General features: G+C 70.0%; 14 protein-coding genes. 13 read left to right on the forward strand and 1 reads right to left on the reverse strand.

Features of this window, described 5'->3' with window-relative positions; all coding sequences use genetic code 11:
- The first annotated feature begins 59 nt into the window (after nt 1-59).
- The 11 genes from EV192_RS44080 to EV192_RS44130 all read left to right on the forward strand — a co-directional run bounded on the left by EV192_RS44080 (nt 60) and on the right by EV192_RS44130 (nt 11,001).
- The gene (locus EV192_RS44080) at nt 60-1,418 is read left to right on the forward strand and encodes a ferredoxin reductase family protein (protein WP_132124715.1); all 1,359 of its coding nucleotides are present in this window, start codon (nt 60-62) and stop codon (nt 1,416-1,418) included.
- Between the two features lie 11 nt (nt 1,419-1,429).
- A complete protein-coding gene (locus EV192_RS44085; RefSeq protein ID WP_132124716.1) occupies nt 1,430-1,825 on the forward strand; it encodes an FMN-binding protein in 396 nt (131 codons plus the stop codon).
- Nucleotides 1,825-2,547, forward strand: coding sequence for an FAD:protein FMN transferase (locus EV192_RS44090; protein ID WP_132124717.1), 723 nt, complete (start codon nt 1,825-1,827; stop codon nt 2,545-2,547). The genes EV192_RS44085 and EV192_RS44090 overlap by 1 nt, the downstream gene beginning before the upstream one ends.
- 38 nt (nt 2,548-2,585) lie before the next feature.
- On the forward strand, nt 2,586-3,947 hold the full coding sequence (gene folC / locus EV192_RS44095; protein WP_424923433.1) for a bifunctional tetrahydrofolate synthase/dihydrofolate synthase: 1,362 nt from the start codon (nt 2,586-2,588) through the stop codon (nt 3,945-3,947).
- Complete coding sequence (locus tag EV192_RS44100) at nt 3,944-4,390, forward strand: DUF4233 domain-containing protein (protein ID WP_243727457.1); 447 nt, start codon at nt 3,944-3,946, stop codon at nt 4,388-4,390. Before folC ends, EV192_RS44100 begins: the two co-directional genes overlap by 4 nt.
- 62 nt (nt 4,391-4,452) lie before the next feature.
- Nucleotides 4,453-5,979, forward strand: coding sequence for an alkaline phosphatase D family protein (locus tag EV192_RS44105; RefSeq protein WP_132124718.1), 1,527 nt, complete (start codon nt 4,453-4,455; stop codon nt 5,977-5,979).
- 44 nt (nt 5,980-6,023) lie between these two features.
- Nucleotides 6,024-6,434, forward strand: a complete 411-nt coding sequence (ndk, locus tag EV192_RS44110; RefSeq protein ID WP_132124719.1) for a nucleoside-diphosphate kinase — start codon at nt 6,024-6,026, stop codon at nt 6,432-6,434.
- An 89-nt stretch (nt 6,435-6,523) separates the two neighbouring features.
- The gene (locus tag EV192_RS44115) at nt 6,524-7,450 is read left to right on the forward strand and encodes an ABC transporter ATP-binding protein (RefSeq protein ID WP_132124720.1); all 927 of its coding nucleotides are present in this window, start codon (nt 6,524-6,526) and stop codon (nt 7,448-7,450) included.
- On the forward strand, nt 7,450-8,259 hold the full coding sequence (locus EV192_RS44120) for an ABC transporter permease (protein ID WP_132124721.1): 810 nt from the start codon (nt 7,450-7,452) through the stop codon (nt 8,257-8,259). The genes EV192_RS44115 and EV192_RS44120 overlap by 1 nt, the downstream gene beginning before the upstream one ends.
- 1 nt (nt 8,260) lies before the next feature.
- Nucleotides 8,261-9,067: an ABC transporter permease gene (locus tag EV192_RS44125; protein WP_132124722.1), complete on the forward strand. Its 807-nt coding sequence runs from the start codon at nt 8,261-8,263 to the stop codon at nt 9,065-9,067.
- 11 nt (nt 9,068-9,078) lie between these two features.
- On the forward strand, nt 9,079-11,001 hold the full coding sequence (locus EV192_RS44130; protein WP_132124723.1) for a TIGR03960 family B12-binding radical SAM protein: 1,923 nt from the start codon (nt 9,079-9,081) through the stop codon (nt 10,999-11,001).
- Nucleotides 11,002-11,013: 12 nt separating this feature from the next.
- On the opposite strand, the gene EV192_RS44135 is transcribed toward EV192_RS44130, so the two are convergent.
- Nucleotides 11,014-12,405: a S8 family peptidase gene (locus EV192_RS44135; protein ID WP_132124724.1), complete on the reverse strand. Its 1,392-nt coding sequence runs from the start codon at nt 12,403-12,405 to the stop codon at nt 11,014-11,016.
- Nucleotides 12,406-12,625: 220 nt separating this feature from the next.
- Between EV192_RS44135 and EV192_RS44140 the strand changes: the two genes are divergently transcribed.
- Both EV192_RS44140 and EV192_RS44145 read left to right on the forward strand, forming a co-directional pair.
- Nucleotides 12,626-13,354, forward strand: a complete 729-nt coding sequence (locus EV192_RS44140) for a TIGR03936 family radical SAM-associated protein (RefSeq protein ID WP_132124725.1) — start codon at nt 12,626-12,628, stop codon at nt 13,352-13,354.
- 223 nt (nt 13,355-13,577) lie between these two features.
- On the forward strand, nt 13,578-16,673 hold the full coding sequence (locus EV192_RS44145; protein WP_132124726.1) for a translation initiation factor IF-2 N-terminal domain-containing protein: 3,096 nt from the start codon (nt 13,578-13,580) through the stop codon (nt 16,671-16,673).
- Nucleotides 16,674-16,814 lie beyond the last annotated feature (141 nt).

The raw sequence follows: 16,814 nt of genomic DNA on the forward strand, positions 1-16,814 counted from the left end.
TAGAAAGTCGACAGGTTGTGGACAGGGCCGGCACAGGTTCAGTGGCGAAGCTCAGTGGCATGACGACCCTGCGACTGACGCGTCCACGGACGCACCAGCCTCCGACCAACCACCGCGCGGTCGCGCGGGCCGGCCTGTACCTGGTCATGGGCGCCAACATCGGGATCGTGACGGCGTTGTTCGCCGTCGCGGGCCCGTCCGTGAACCCGTTGATCACCGTCGGCCGGCTGTTCGGGCTGTACGCGGCCCTGGTGATGGCGTTCCAGCTGCTGCTGGTGGCCCGGCTGGGCTGGCTGGACCGGCGGCTGGGGATGGACCGGCTGACCAGCCTGCACCGCCTGACCGGCTTCGGCCTGGTGTGGCTGCTGGTCGGGCACGTGGTGTTCGTCGTGGCCGGCTACGCGGACCTGACCAGCTCGGGTCCGGTCGACGAACTGGTCACGCTGGCGACGACCATCGAGGGCGTCCTGCGCGCGATCGTGGCGTTCGCGCTGATCATGATCGTCGGCGCGGTGTCCGCCCGGTACGCGCGCAAGCGTTTGGCGTACGAGACCTGGCATTTCATCCACCTGTACACGTACCTCGCGGTGGTGCTGGCGTTCACCCACCAGGTCGCGGCCGGGTCGTCCTTTGTGGGCTCCCTGTTCGGACAGGTCTACTGGTGGACGTTGTGGGGCGCGGCCCTCGGCGCGGTTCTGCTGGGTCGGGCCGTGCTGCCGCTGTGGCGTAACTTCCGGCACCGGCTACGGGTGTCCGCGGTCGTGCCGGAGTCGGACAACGTGGTGTCGGTGTACATGACCGGCCAGGACCTGGACCGGTTGGCGGCCAGGGCAGGCCAGTTCTTCCTGTGGCGGTTCCTCACCAGGGGCCGCTGGTGGCAGGCGCACCCGTACTCGCTGTCGGCGGCGCCGGACGGGAAGTCGTTGCGGCTCACGGCAAAGGCAGTCGGGGACGGAAGCGCCGGGCTGCGCGACCTCAAGCCGGGCACCCGCGTCTTCGCGGAGGGCCCGTACGGCGCGTTCACCACGATGCACCAGCGACGGGCGAGCGCGCTGCTGATCGCGGGAGGCGTCGGCATCACGCCGATCCGGGCGTTGCTGGAAGAGATCCGTGGGCACGTCATCGTCCTGTATCGCGTGAACAAGAGGGATGACGCAGTGCTCGTGCGGGAACTCGTTGACATCGCGCGGACTCGGGGTGCGTTGGTGCACGTGCTGACTGGGCCGCCGAGCGCGCGCGACGAGAACGGGCCGTTGCTGGGCGCGCAGAGCCTGGCCGGGATGGTGCGGGACATCTGGGACCGGGACGTCTTCGTGTGCGGCCCGCCGCCGATGACCGACGTGGTCCTCAAGGGCCTGCGTGAGTTGGGTGTGCCGAAGGATCAGATCCACGCCGAGCGTTTCAGCCTGGCGAGTTGAGGAGACCTGACATGCGCCGGGCCGTCCCCGCCCTCCTGCTGACCGCCGCCGGCTTCTTCTTCGTCTGGCAGTACCAGCCCCAGCCCGACATGGTTACTGAAACGGCCGCCCCACCAGCCGTTGTCTCAACCGCGCCTGGCAGTACCACCAAGACCGTCGCGGGCACCACCCAGCGCAACCGGTACGGCAACGTGCAGGTCCAGGTGACGTTCACGGACAACAGGATCACCGCGGTGGAGTTCCTGCAACTGCCCCGGTCCGGGCCGTCCCAGGAAGTCGCGCCGACCCTGGTCCAGGAAACCCTGCGGGCGCAGAACGCGAACATCGACACGGTGTCCGGCGCCACCCAGACCAGCGAGTCGTACATCAGGTCGCTGCAGGCGGCGATCGACGCGAAGGGCGCGTGATGGCCGCGAACGTCGTCGAGCACCTGATGGGCTTCCCGATCTCCGTCGACCTGCCCAACGGCGGACGCCGGGACGCCGACCGGGTCTTCGAGTGGTTGCACGAGGTGGATCTGCGGTTCAGCCCGTTCCGGGCGGACAGCGAAGTGAGCCGGTTCGGTCGTGGCGAAGTCGACGAGGTCAGCGACGACCTCCGCGAGGTGCTGGCCCTGTGCGATGAATACGAACGCCGTTCCGGCGGCGCGTTCCGCACACGGCTGCCTGGGCGTGCGTTCGACCCGTGCGCGGTGGTGAAGGGATGGTCGGTACAACGGGCCGCGTCGATGCTGCGGGACGCGGGCCTGGAGCGGTTCTGTATCAATGCGGGTGGTGATGTGGTGACGGCCACCGACGGCGAACCGTGGCGGGTAGGCATTCGTCACCCTGACGACGCCACTCAGATCGCAGCCGTCCTCGGTGTGCGTAACGGCGCTGTGGCCACATCGGCGGCGTACGAGCGCGGCCACCACATCTACGACGGCCGTACGGGCCTGCCGGCGTACGGCCTGCTCAGCATCACCATCTACGCCGACGACCTCACCACGGCGGACGCGACCGCGACGGCCGCCTTCGCCATGGGCGAGGACGGCCCGCACTGGGCGACCCAGCAGGACGGCTGCCTTGTGTACGCTGTATACACGAACTACCGGGTGGTTCGCTCCCCGGATCTGCCCATGGTCGGGTGAGAAAGAACCTCCGGTCGTGACCACTAGACTCAGGTGTCGTGACCGATCCCGACAGCATGCAGGTGCTCCGCGCGGTAGAGGCCCAGTTGGACACCCGCTGGCCGGAGACCAAGATCGGCCCGTCGCTGGACCGCATCAGCCGCCTGATGGACGTGTTGGGCAACCCGCACCACTCGTACCCGGTGATCCAGATCACCGGGACGAACGGCAAGACGTCCACGGCCCGGATGGTCGACAGTCTGCTGACCCGGATCGGTCTGCGGGTGGGCCGGTTCACCAGCCCGCACCTGCAGTTGGTCACCGAGCGGATCGCCATCGACGGCGCCCCGATCAGCCCCGACCGGTACGTGCAGGCGTTCCGTGAACTTGAGCCGTACATCGGCATGGTGGACGCGGCCGGTGACATCCGGATGACCAAGTTCGAGGTGCTCGTCGGGATGGCCTACGCGGCCTTCGCCGAGGCCCCGGTGGACGCCGCGGTCGTGGAGGTCGGCCTTGGCGGCGGCTGGGACGCGACCAACGTGGTCGACGCCAAGGTGGCGGTGGTCGGGCCGGTCGACATCGACCACACCGACTACCTCGGGCCGGACATCACCGGGATCGCCCGCGAGAAGGCCGGGATCATCAAACCGGCGTCCGTGGCCATCCTCGGCGAACAGCGGCCCGAGGTGAACCGGGTGGTGCTCGAGCGAGTGGCCGAAGTGGACAGTGTGGTGGCCCGCCAGGGCCAGGAGTTCATGGTGCTCGACCGGGAGATCGCGGTCGGCGGCCAGGTCGTCCGGCTGCAAGGCCTCGGCGGCGTGTACGAGGACATCTACCTGCCGTTGCACGGCGCCCACCAGGCGGACAACGCGGTCCGCGCGCTCGCCGCGGTCGAGGCGTTCTTCGGCGCGGGCGCGAACCGGCAACTGGACGTGGAAGCCGTCCGGGAAGGCTTCGCGTCCGTCGTGGCGCCCGGCCGGATGGAACGAATGCGTTCCGCCCCAACGGTTTTCATCGACGCGGCGCACAACCCGCACGGCGCTCGGGCGCTCGCGGCCGCGCTGGACGAGGAATTCGCCTTCCGCCGGATGATCACAGTCGTCGGCATGATGGCCGACAAGGACGCCAAAGGCATCCTGGCGGCCCTCGAACCGGTCTCGACCGAGATCGTGCTGACCCGCAACACATCGCCGCGCGCGATGGACGTCGACGAGCTGGCGAGCGTGGCGCGGGACATCTTCGGCGACGACCGGATCGCCGTCGAACCCCGGCTGGACAGCGCGATCGAGGCCGCGGTCCAGCGCGCCGAAGAGGTCGGCGACCCGTCCGAGCCGCTGGCCGGCGGGGGAGTGGTGGTGACCGGCTCGGTGGTCACCGCGGGCGAGGCCAGGACGCTGTTCGGGAAGGGGCCGGCGTGACCGCGCCAGACTTGGGGAACGGCGACGACACGGATCCGGTGACGGATGCCGGTTCGCCAACGGAGGCGGCGCCGGCCCGAGTCCCCGACCCGATGAAGGGTTTCCGTGGCGTGGCCGCGGGCACGTTGATCCTCGAAGTGATCGTGGTCGGCCTGTCACTGCTTGTGGTGCAGCGCACCGCCGGTGGTCTGGCGTCCGGCGCGGGGCTGTTCGCGGGTGGGATCATCGTGGCGTTGATCGCCGCGTGCGGCGTGCTGCGGCGGGGCTGGGGCATCTGGTTCGTGGCCGCCATCCAGGTCGTCCTGATCGCCGGGTTCTTCGTGCTGATCGAGCTGGGTGTGGTGGGCGTCATCTTCGGTCTGGTCTGGACCTACCTGTTCTACCTGCGTCGGGACGTCGCCAAGCGGATGGCAGAAGGGCGTCTGCCCAGCCAGCAGCGGTAGCGTTCATCCGCCGGACCACCCGCGTTGGCGTGCTGTCCGGGTATCCGGGATAAAACGCCCACATGGATAGACGAACTCTCCTCCGGGCCGGCGCCGTCGGTACCGGCATGCTCGTCGCCGGAGCCCTCCCGGCAGGTGCTGACGTGCTCAAGCGGGACCGTCCGGTGCTGACCCACGGTGTGCAGTCCGGTGACGTCACCACCGACGGCGCGCTCGTCTGGACGAGGGCGGACCGGCCGTCGCGGATGCTCGTCGAGGTGTCCACCGACCCGTCGTTCCGTCGCTCGCGCTGTGTGCGGGGACCCGTTCTCACGCCGGACACCGACGGTACGGGCAAGCTGCGGCTGCGCGGGCTGGCGCCTGGCCATGACGTGTACTACCGCGTGCGGGCCGAGGACCTGGACGGCCGGACCGTGAGCGAGCCGCTGACTGGTACGTTCCGCACCGCGCCCGTGGGCAACGCGGATGTGCGGTTCGCGTGGTCCGGTGACGTGGCCGGGCAGGGCTGGGGGATCAACCCGGACATCGGCGGCATGACCGGGTTCGCCGCGATCGCCGCCCGCAAGCCGGACTTCTTCCTGCACAGCGGCGACACCGTGTACTCCGACGGCCCGCTGTCGGAGACCGTGACCCTGCCGGACGGGCGGGTCTGGCGCAACCTCGTGACCCCGGCGAAGACGAAGGTCGCCGAAACGCTCACCGAGTACCGAGGTCAGTTCGCGTATAACCTGCTCGACGCGAACGTGCGCGCGCTGGCCGCGCAGACACCGGCGATCGTCCAATGGGATGATCATGAGGTCCTCAACAACTGGTACCCCGGCCAGATCCTCGACCGGCCCGGCTACACCGAGAAGCGCGTGGACGTGCTCGCGGCACGCGCGTTCCAGGCGTTCCACGAGTGGCAACCGGTGGACCAGGCACGTGCCGTCGACGGACGCGTGTACCGCAGCTTCTCGTTCGGCCGCCGGCTCGACCTGTTCGTGCTGGACATGCGGACGTACAAGGACGCGAACACCGCGCCCAAGGACGGCGTGGGGCACATCCTTGGCGACAAGCAGGCGCGGTGGTTGGTGGACAGCCTGTCCCGCAGCCGGGCGACGTGGAAGATCGTCGCGGCGGACCTGCCGATCGGCCTGCTGGTGCCGGACGGCACCGGCATCGAGGCGGTCGCGAACGGCCTGCCCGGCGGACCCGGCGGCCGTGAGCACGAGTTCGCGTGGGTGCTGCAGCAGCTGCAACGCCGTCGCGTCCGCAACGTCGTGTTCCTGACCGCGGACGTGCACTACACGGCGGCGCACCACTACTCCCCGGACAGGGCCGCGTTCAAGGACTTCGACCCGTTCTGGGAGTTCGTGTCCGGGCCGTTGAACGCGGGCGCGTTCGGGCCGAACACGCTCGATCCGACGTTCGGGCCGCGGGCCGAGTTCGTACACGCGCCGCCGGCCGCGAACACGTCGCCGATGGTGGGTTTCCAACACTTCGGCGAGGTCGCGGTGGACGGCCACAGCGGCGAGCTCACCGTGTCGCTGCGGGACGGCAAGGGGACTTCCCTGTGGTCCACGAAGTTGCGGCCGGAAGGTCACCGTTAGGCTTCGGACGAATCGCACATCCCAACGAAGGAGTTCCGACCGCCGTGAGCGAGCGCACTCTTGTCCTGGTCAAGCCCGACGGCGTCAGCCGCGGCCTGGTCGGCGAGGTCATCTCCCGGATCGAGCGCAAGGGCCTGAGCCTGGTCGCGCTCGAACTCAAGCACGTCACCAAGGAGCTGGCCGAGCAGCACTACGCGGAGCACGCCGAGCGGCCGTTCTTCGGTTCGCTGGTCGAGTTCATCACCGGCGGTCCGGTGGTCGCGATCGTGGTCGAAGGCGTCCGCGCGATCGCCGCGTTCCGCCAGCTGGCCGGCGGCACCGACCCGGTCGAGAAGGCCGTGCCGGGCAGCATCCGCGGCGACTTCGGCACCGAGGTCCAGTACAACCTGGTGCACGGTTCGGACTCGGCCGACTCGGCCAAGCGCGAGATCGACCTCTGGTTCCCGAGCCTGTAGACAATTTCCGGCGGAGGCGGCCATTGCGCGGTCGCCTCCGCCAAGAAAGCCCTTGGCGAAATTCGGCCGAATTTCGCTATGGTGCCCCGGTGGATGGTTCTCTGGTCCGGGCTGTGGGGCTGACCAAACGGTTTGGCGATTTCGAAGCGGTCGGCGGCGTCGACCTCGATGTCCGGCGCGGCGAGGCGTTCGGCTTCCTGGGACCGAACGGCGCCGGCAAGTCGTCGACGATGCGGATGATCGGGTGCGTGTCCGCCCGGTCCGGCGGCGAACTGTCCGTGTTGGGAATGGACCCGAATGTCGACGGCCCGAAAATCCGGGCCAGGCTCGGCGTCGTACCCCAGACGGACAATCTCGACAACGAATTGACCGTCCGACAGAACCTGCAGGTGTACGGCAGATTCTTCGGCCTGTCCCGGACGTATCTGCGGGCCAAGGCCGCCGAGCTGCTGGAGTTCGCCCAGCTCACCGAACGCGCGGACGACGAGGTCGAACCGCTGTCCGGCGGCATGAAACGCCGGCTGACCATCGCCCGGTCGCTGGTGAACGACCCGGACCTGCTGCTGCTCGACGAACCCACCACCGGGCTCGACCCGCAGGCCCGGCATCTGTTGTGGGACCGGCTGTTCCGCCTCAAGCAGGAAGGCGTGACGCTGATCGTCACCACCCACTACATGGACGAGGCCGAGCAGTTGTGCGACCGGCTCGTCGTGATGGACGGCGGGAAGATCGCCGCCGAGGGCAGCCCCGGTGAGCTGATCGACCGGTACTCCACCAAGGAAGTCCTGGAGCTGCGGTTCCCGCCCGGCGAGCAGGACCCGATCCCGCCCCTGCTGCACGGCCTCGCCGACCGGATGGAGGTGCTGCCGGACCGGATCCTGCTGTACACCGTCGACGGCGAGGCGTCGCTGGCCGCGGCGCACAGCAGGGGAGTGCAGCCGCTGGCGAGCCTGGTCCGGCGGTCCACGTTGGAGGACGTGTTCCTGCGCCTGACCGGTCGGACGTTGGTGGACTGATGACCACCGTCTCCCGGAGCACCGGCCAGGTCCCGACGTGGCGGCGCGCCGTGCTGCTCTACATCGAGGCCGCGTGGACCTGGTATCGGCGCAACTGGCGGTCCACCCTCGTGTCGAGTGTGCTCACCCCGTTGTTCTTCCTTGTCGCCATGGGTTTCGGCCTCGGCTCACGGATCCAGCCCAGCGCGGCCACGGACGGCCTGCCGTACGCCGTGTATCTGGCGCCCGCCATGCTCGCCAGTGCCGCCGTGCAGAACGCGGCGGGCGAGTCCACTTTCCCGGTGCTGTCCGGGTTCCGGTGGAGCCGGGTGTTCTGGGGCATCGCGTCGACGCCGGTGACGGCCGCCCAGATCGCCGCCGGGCAGCTGCTGTGGATCGCGGCCCGGATCACGTTCTCCGGACTGGCGTTCGTGCTCGTGGCGGCTCTGCTCGGTGCCGTGGAGAGCCCGCTGATCCTGCTGTCGCTGGTGTTCTCGCTGCTCGCCGGGATGGCCTTCGCGGCGCCCCTGGTCGCCTACTCGGCCACGATCGACTCCGAAGGCCAGCAGTTCAACGCGGTGTTCCGGTTCATCGTGCTGCCGATGACGCTGATCGCCGGCACGTTCTTCCCGCTGACCGCGCTGCCGGTCTGGGTGCAGCCGCTCGCCTGGATCACGCCGCTCTGGCACGGCACGGAACTGAGCCGCGGCGTCGCGTTCGGCACGCTGGATCTATGGCCGGCGCTGGGGCATGTGGCGTACCTGCTCGCGCTGACGCTGGTCGGCACCGCGCTGGCGGCCCGGTACTTCCGCCGCAGGCTGGAGAAGTGACATGAGCACTGGCTTGGTGTGGCGGGTGCTGCCGCCCGGGATGTACGCCCGCCGCGCGCACACGCTGGTCGAACGCTCGTGGCTGGTGAACCGGCGCGCGTGGATGGGCATCTTCTCCGGGTTCTTCGAGTCGTTCTTCTACCTGTTCGCCATGGGCATCGGGTTCGGCGGCCTGGTCGGGCAGGTCACCGGCCCCGGCGGGCAGCCGATGAGCTACGCCGCGTTCGTCGCGCCCGCCCTGCTGGCCGCGTCCGCGATGAACGGCGCGGTCTACGACTCCACCTTCAACATCTTCTTCAAATTCAAGTACGCCAAGCTCTACGACGCCATGCTGGCCACCCCGCTGGGCACGTTGGACGTGGCGGTCGGCGAGATCTCGTGGGCGCTGATCCGCGGCGGCATCTACGCGACCGGCTTCCTGGCCGTGGTCACCGCCGTCGGCCTGGTGACGTCGCCGTGGGCGATCCTGGCGTTGCCCGCGGCCCTGCTGGTGGCGCTGGGCTTCGGGGCCGTGGGTATGGCCTGCACCACGTTCATGCGCTCCTGGCAGGACTTCGACCTGGTCCAACTCGTCCTGCTGCCGCTGTTCCTGTTCTCCGCGACCTTCTACCCACTGGACGTCTACCCGGAGGGCCTGCAGGTGGTCGTGCGACTTTCCCCGCTCTATCACGCCGTGCAGCTGATGCGCGGCCTCACCGCGGGCGTCCTGGAGTGGTCGATGCTCGTCAACGTGGCCTACTTCGTGGTGATGGCCGCCATCGGCCTGACCATCGCCGGCCGCCGCCTGGGCAAGCTGCTGCTGAGCTAGTCTGGTTCGCTGTGAGCGTGGAGTCCGTTTTCCCCCGGTTGGAGCCGCTGCTGCCCAGGGTGGCCAAGCCCGTGCAGTACGTCGGCGGCGAGCTCAACGCGACGGTGAAGGACTGGGACGCCACGACCGTCCGCTGGGCGCTGATGTACCCGGACGCGTACGAGGTCGGCCTGCCCAACCAGGGCGTGATGATCCTGTACGAGATCCTCAACGAGCAGCCGGACGTGCTCGCCGAGCGGACGTACTCGGTCTGGCCGGACCTCGAGAAGCTGATGCGCGCGCACGACGTGCCGCAGTTCACCGTGGACGGGCACCGCCCGGTCGGCGCGTTCGACCTGCTGGGGGTGAGTTTCGCGACCGAGTTGGGCTACACGAACCTGCTCACCGCGCTCGACCTCGCCGGGGTCCCGATCCACGCCGCGGACCGCACCGAGGACCACCCGGTGGTGGTCGCGGGCGGGCACTCGGCGTTCAACCCCGAGCCGATGGCCGACTTCATCGACGCCGCGGTGCTCGGCGACGGCGAGGAGGCCGTGCTCGACATCACCGCGGTCGTCCGTGGGTGGAAGGCCGAGGGCAGCCCCGGCGGCCGGGACGAGCTGCTCACTCGGCTCGCCGAGACCGGCAGCGTCTACATCCCTCGTTTTTACGATGTAAAGTACGGCTCGGCCGGTGAGATCACCCACATCGCCCCGAACCGGGACCGGGTGCCGCCGCGAGTGGCCAAGCGGACCACGATGGACCTGGACGCCTGGCCGTACCCCAAGCGGCCGCTGGTGCCGCTCGCCGAGAGCGTGCACGAGCGGATGAGCGTCGAGATCTTCCGTGGCTGCACCCGCGGCTGCCGGTTCTGCCAGGCCGGGATGATCACCCGGCCGGTGCGCGAACGCTCCATCCAGGGCATCGGCGACATGGTCCACAACGGACTCGAAGCCAGTGGCTTCGAGGAGGTCGGCCTGCTGTCGTTGTCCAGCGCGGACCACTCGGAGATCGCGCAGATCACCAAGGGCCTCGCGGACCGTTACGAAGGCACCAACACCGGACTGTCACTGCCGAGCACCCGGGTGGACGCGTTCAATGTGGACCTGGCGAACGAGCTGTCCCGCAACGGAAGGCGCTCCGGCCTGACCTTCGCGCCGGAGGGCGGCAGCGAGCGGATCAGGCGCGTGATCAACAAGATGGTGTCCGAAGAGGACCTCATCCGAACCGTGAGCGCCGCGTTCGCCAACGGCTGGCGGCAGGTCAAGCTGTACTTCATGTGCGGCCTGCCGACCGAGACCGACGACGACGTCCTGCAGATCGCCGCGATGGCCCACGAAGTCATCCGCGCCGGCCGGAAAGCCGCCGGGCGCAACGACATCCGCTGTACGATCTCGATCGGCGGGTTCGTGCCGAAGCCGCACACCCCGTTCCAGTGGGCGGCCCAGTGCGATCCGGACACAGTGGACGATCGGCTGCGCAAGCTGCGCACGGCCGTGAACTCCGACCGCGGTCTCGGCCGGAACATCGGAATGCGTTACCACGACGGCAAACCGAGCCTGATCGAAGGCCTGCTGTCCCGCGGTGACCGACGGGTCGGCAAAGTGATCGAACGCGTCTGGCGCGACGGCGGCCGTTTCGACGGTTGGAGCGAGCACTTCAAGTTCGACCGCTGGACCGCCGCGGCCGCCGCGGAACTGGAGCCGCTGGGCGTCAGCCTCGCCTGGTTCACCACCCGCGAGCGCGCCGAGGACGAGATCCTGCCCTGGGACCACCTGGACTCGGGCCTGGACAAAGAGTGGCTCTGGGACGACTGGCAGGACGCGCTGGCCGAACAGGAACTCGACGACTGCCGCTGGACCCCGTGCTTCGACTGCGGAGTGTGCCCGACGATGGGTACCGCGATCGAGATCGGCCCAACCGGCCGCAAGCTCCTGCCGCTGAACCCGGTCTAGTTCGACCGGCTGTTAGTTCGACACCGCGGCCAGGGCGTCGACCAGGCCGTGGCCGTAGAAGCCGTTGTAGGGCGCGTACCCGGAGCAGTACGCGTCCTGGGTGCCGGTGCCGCTGAGGTCGTAGTCGGCCGGGCAGGGGAGGTTCTGGGCCTGGTTGTTGAGCATCCTGGTCAGGCTCGCCGGGGACGCTTTCGGATGCGTCGACGCCAGCAACGCGAGCACACCGGACACGTGCGGAGCGGCCATGGACGTGCCACAGAACCGTGCGTACCCGCCGGGCACGGTCGACAGCACACAGCCGCTGTCCGGGTCGTCCGGCCGGCGTTTCTGCTCGCCGCCCGGCGCGGCCACGTCGATCACACCGAGGCCGTACGCGCTGTACCCGGCCTTCACCTTGTCCTGGCCGACGGACGACACCGCCAGCACACCCCGCAGCCCGGCGGGCAGCACGCGGCAGCTCGGGTCCGGCGGGTTGGCGATGTCGACGTTCTCGTTGGTCGCCGCGGCCACGTTCAGCACGCCTTCATAGGTCGCGTACGACACCGCGCGCGTCAACGCCTCACGCACCACACGCTGACCGGGCTTCGAGCACGTGAACAGCCACGGGTCCACGAAGTAGCTGCTGTTGGTGATGGTCATCTTCTTCTGCGCGGCCCACATGAACCCGCAGATCGCGTACTCCGGATAGATGTGACCGTCGTCGTCGACCACCTTGACCGACGCGACCCGTACACCCGGCGCGACGCCTGTGATGCCCTTGCCGTCGTCGGCCGCCGCGATCGTCCCGGCGACATGGGTGCCGTGCGGCGAGCCACTCGGGGACCACGCTGTCGGGGCGATGTCCGGACGGCCCGTCAAGCAGCCCGCGGACACCGACGGGTCGACCGCCGCGCGCAGGTCGGGATGCGTGTCGTCGATCCCGGAGTCCAGCACGCCGACGACCACGTTGCGGCTGCCCTCGGTGACCTCGTGGGCCGCCCCCGCGTTGATCATCGTCATGTCCCACTGCTCGCCGGTGCGGTCCGTGGCGGGGATCGCCGTGCGGCGGGGCGCCAGCTGGGTCTCGTCGGCCTTCCGGGGCGAACCCGCCCGCTTGGCCACCGCGGCCTCGGCGCTGAACGCCCGGTTCGGGCCGATCTGGTCGGCGAAACCGGGATCTGTAGCGGTCGCGACCGCCACGGCGATCTGTGGGTAGTAGACCGTGGTCGTCCCGCAGGAGCCGGTGATCTCCGCCTGGGCGGCGTCGGGTGTGGTCCCGGGGTCGAACAGCACGATGTAGCGCAGCGTCCGACCACCGCTGACGCATGCGGCGTCGGCGGGATCGGCCGCGGCCGGCAGTGCACACGTCGCCGCGATCACTGCCGTCAGCACCGCTGCCGCCCTCACGCGGCGGACCAGAGGCACGACGAAAGACCTCCATCGCTGGGTCGGCCGGCTCGGGGGACCGGCTGTCCACGTTGCGGGACGGTAGCCACGCCGGGTCGACCAGACAAGTTCATCCGGAGAATTGCGCCTGCCGGTACCGTGCCAGCCGAACGCGGGAGTGCACCAGCGGAGCCGCCGCAGTCCACCAGAAGGAGTAACGCTGAGCCGCCAAGACCAGCCCAACCCGTCACCACCCGGGGTGCAGAAGCTCCGGCTGCGTTACGCCAAACGAGGGCGACTGCGTTTCACGTCACACCGGGACATCGCCAGGGCCTTCGAACGGGCGCTGCGCCGGGCCGGCGCGCCCATGGCGTTCTCCCAGGGCTTCAATCCGCACCCGAAGATCTCCTGGATCGGCGCGGCGCCGACGGGGGCGGCCAGCGAGGCGGAATACGTCGAGATCCAGCTTGTTGAACAGGTCGAGCCGGGCCGGCTCGCGGCCGAGCTCGACGCGGCCATGCCGGCGGGCCTGGACGTGCTGGAGGCGGTGCAGGCCGGGGCGGGCTCGCTCGCCGACCGGATCGACGCCAGCCAGTGGCGGATCGAGGTGCCCGGTGTCACAGGAGCCGACCTGGCCGGCGCGGTCGCCGCTTTCCTCGCGGTCGAAGTGGCCGAAGTAGAGCGTCTGACCAAGAACGGCATGCGAACAATCAACGTCCGACCTGCGGTTGTTCGGGCCGAGACCCGTGAAGTGTCGGCGGCCGGCGAACCATGTGGGATACTTGAGGTGGTGGTACGGCAGACAACACCTGCCGTACGGCCGGACGACGTACTGAGTGCGCTCCGTGTCGTCGCCGCTTTGGAACCGCCGGTGCCCGCGAAGGCGACCCGGATGGCCCAGGGACGGCTCGACGACGGCGGCGGTGTCACCGACCCGCTGGCCCCCGACCGGGCGGCGGAGTCGCACCAAGGCGACGTCCACAGCTGACCTAAAGCCACCCCTGGGTGGCATGAGGCGAGGTTTCCCGCCGCCGGGGCCCCGAGGCTCTGCGGCGGGCCAGGCAGGACTGCTTTGAAAACGGTGTTCGTCAGGGGAAGGCGACGGGCACCGGAGACCACAACGTCCGCCGCTGGTAGCGGCGGACCGAACGACGACGAGCCCCTGTGCGGCCGCGTTCAGTCATGGACGCGCCCGGGGGCGAAGGAGCTACATGTCGGACACGACCACGCCCGCCGGTGACGACACCAGGCGGGACCTGATCGATCTACCGCCCAAGATCCGGGTGCACGCCCTGGCCAAGCTGCTCGGCGCGAGCAGCCGCGAGGTGCTCGGCGCGCTGGCGGATCTCAACGAGGAAGTGCGCAGCGCCCAGTCCAGCGTGAGCCGCGAGGTGGCCCAGCGGGTCGTCGACGCGCTCGCGCCCGCTGACGACGCGCCGAGCCCGGCGGCCGCCGAACCCGTCGAGGCGACGGACACAGTGGACACCACGGACACCGCAGACACTTCGGACGTGCCCGAGGTCGCGGAGGTCGCCAAGGAGCCGCGGCGCGCCCGGCCACCCAAGCAGCCGCTGTTCGCCTCGGCGTCCCCGCTGTTCCTGCCGCCGGAGGCCACAGCCCGCCCGGCCCGGCCGGCGCCCGTCGAGGAGCCCGTCACGGACGAGGCCGAAGCCGAAGCCGATGAGTCGGATGACGCCGACGGCCTCGACGAGGACGGCAACACCCGCCGCCGGCGTCGGCGCGGCCGCCGGGGCCGTGGCCGGGGCAAGGGCACCCTCGCCGAGGACGGGTCGGAAGAGCAGGACGACGACGCCGAAGAAGAGCCCGCGGTCGAAGAGGCCGAGGCGCAGGACGCCGAAGCCGACGAGGACGCGCAGGACGCCGAGGACGGGGTGTCCCGTCGGCGTCGGCGTCGCCGTCGTCGCAAGGGCTCGGACGGCGACGAGTCGTCCGGCGGTGACGACGACCCGCCCAACACCGTCGTGCACGTCCGCGAAGCCCGGGACGAGAAGGCCAAGCCGGAAAAGCCGGCCGCCGACCGCGACGAGGTCCGCAGCGTCCGGGGCTCGACCCGGCTGGAGGCCAAGCGCCAGCGTCGCCGTGACGGCCGGGAAGCCGGCCGCCGCCGCGCGCCGATCCTGTCCGAGGCGGAGTTCCTGACCAGGCGCGAGTCCGTCGACCGCAAGATGGTCGTGCGGGAACGCAGCGACCGGACCCAGATCGGCGTGCTTGAGGACGGCGTGCTCGTCGAGCACTTCGTCACCTCGTCCGGCACCGGCTCCCTGGTCGGCAACGTCTACCTCGGCCGGGTGCAGAACGTGCTGCCCAGCATGGAGGCCGCGTTCGTCGACATCGGCCGCGGCCGCAACGCCGTGCTGTATGCCGGCGAGGTCGACTGGGACGCCGCCGGCCTGGAAGGCAAGGCCCGCCGGATCGAGCAGGCCCTGTCCACCGGCGACAGCGTGCTCGTGCAGGTCACCAAGGACCCGGTCGGGCACAAGGGCGCCCGGCTGACCACCCAGATCAGCCTGCCCGGCCGCTTCCTGGTGTACGTGCCCGGCGGCGGCGCCACCGGTATCAGCCGCAAGCTGCCGGAGAACGAGCGGCGCCGGCTGAAGGACATCCTCAAGCGGATCGTCCCCGAGGACGCCGGCGTGATCATCCGGACCGCGTCCGAGGGCATCAGCGAGGACGAGCTGGCCCGCGACGTCCGTCGGCTGCAGGCCCAGTGGCAGGTGATCAAGGACAAGGCCGAAGGCAGCGACGAGGTCAAGAAGGCCACCGCGCCGACCCTGCTCTACGAGGAGCCGGACCTGCTGGTGAAGGTCGTCCGCGACCTGTTCACCGAGGACTTCTCCGGGCTGGTCGTCCAGGGCGACGACGCGTGGGACACGATCGACGCCTACGTCCGGCACGTCGCCCCGGACCTGCAGGAACGCCTGAGCCGGCACGTCGGCACCACGGACGTGTTCACCGAGTACCGGATCGACGAGCAGCTGCTCAAGGCCCTGGACCGCAAGGTCTGGCTGCCGTCCGGCGGCTACCTGGTGATCGACCGCACCGAGGCGATGACCGTGATCGACGTGAACACCGGCAAGTTCACCGGATCCGGCGGCAACCTCGAGGAGACCGTCACCCGCAACAACCTGGAGTCGGCCGAGGAGATCGTCCGCCAGCTGCGGCTGCGCGACATCGGCGGGATCATCGTGATCGACTTCATCGACATGGTCCTGGAATCCAACCGGGACCTGGTGCTGCGCCGGCTCACCGAATGCCTTGGCCGGGACCGCACCCGCCACCAGGTCGCCGAGGTCACCTCGCTCGGCCTGGTACAGATGACCCGCAAGCGCGTGGGCACGGGACTGCTGGAGGCGTTCAGCGCCACCTGCGAGCACTGCCGCGGGCGGGGTGTGATCGTGTCCACCGAGCCGATCGTGCGGTCCAACGGCGGCAACGGGAACGGCAACGGCCACCAGCACAGCCACGCGGCCCCGCCGAAGCCCCCGAAGGCCGAGGAGAAGCCGCAACAACCGGAACGCGCCGAGTCCCAGCGCACCCGCGAGCGGCCCAGCAGGGCCGAGCGCCGGGCCAAAGCCGAGCGTGCGCGCGCGGAGGCTGCCGAAGCGGCGGCCACTCCGAACGCCGAGACCACGGCCGAGCCGGCCGCTGAGCCGGTCAAGACGGCCGCTGACACCGCGCAGGCGGCGGCCACCGAACTGGCCACGCCGGCTGCTGACTCGGCAGCGGAGTCGGCCAAGGCGGTGACCGGGTCGGCTGGGCCAGCTGCCGAGTCGGCCACGACCGCTGCTGAGTCCGCCAACACGGCTGCCGAGTCCGCCAAGGCGGCCGTCGAGCCCGCGGACGCGGCCACTGAGTCCGCCGAGCCGGCCACGACGGCAGCGGGGTCGGCCAGGCCCGCCACCGAGTCAGCCGAGTCGGTCACTGAGCCCGCGAAGGCGGCTACCGAGTCCGCCAAGACCGGCGAGGTGGTCGCCGCGTCCGGCGAGGCAGCCGCCGAGCCCGCCGAGGCCCCCGTGGCCGCGGCGGACGTCGTCGACCTCGCGTCCGAGCCGGGCCTGCCGCCGGTCGAGGTCACCAAGGTCAACGAGGACTTCGAGGTCACCGTGGACAACAGCGGTGTGCCCGAGGCCCCCCTCGAGCCGGCGCTGAACGGGCACCCGTCGACCGCTTCGTCGGAAGTGCCGCAAGGTGTCGACGACGACGTGGTCCTGGTCCCGCGCCGGCAGCGGCGACGGTCCGCGTCCAGGCCGGCCGGACCGCCCGTCAACGCAGGTCAGGAGGGGTAATGCACCCCGGTGGCGGAAGCGGTCGGGACAATGGAGTATTCTTGTTCCCGGCCCACCTTCCAGTGGGTCGTGTCGTGTGCGGCCCGGTCCTAGTACCCAGGGCCCGCGTGGCCCCCATCACCAACGAGTAATGCAGGAGAC

The organism is Actinocrispum wychmicini (genome assembly GCF_004345645.1).
Classification (GTDB): Bacteria; Actinomycetota; Actinomycetes; order Mycobacteriales; family Pseudonocardiaceae; genus Kibdelosporangium; species Kibdelosporangium wychmicini.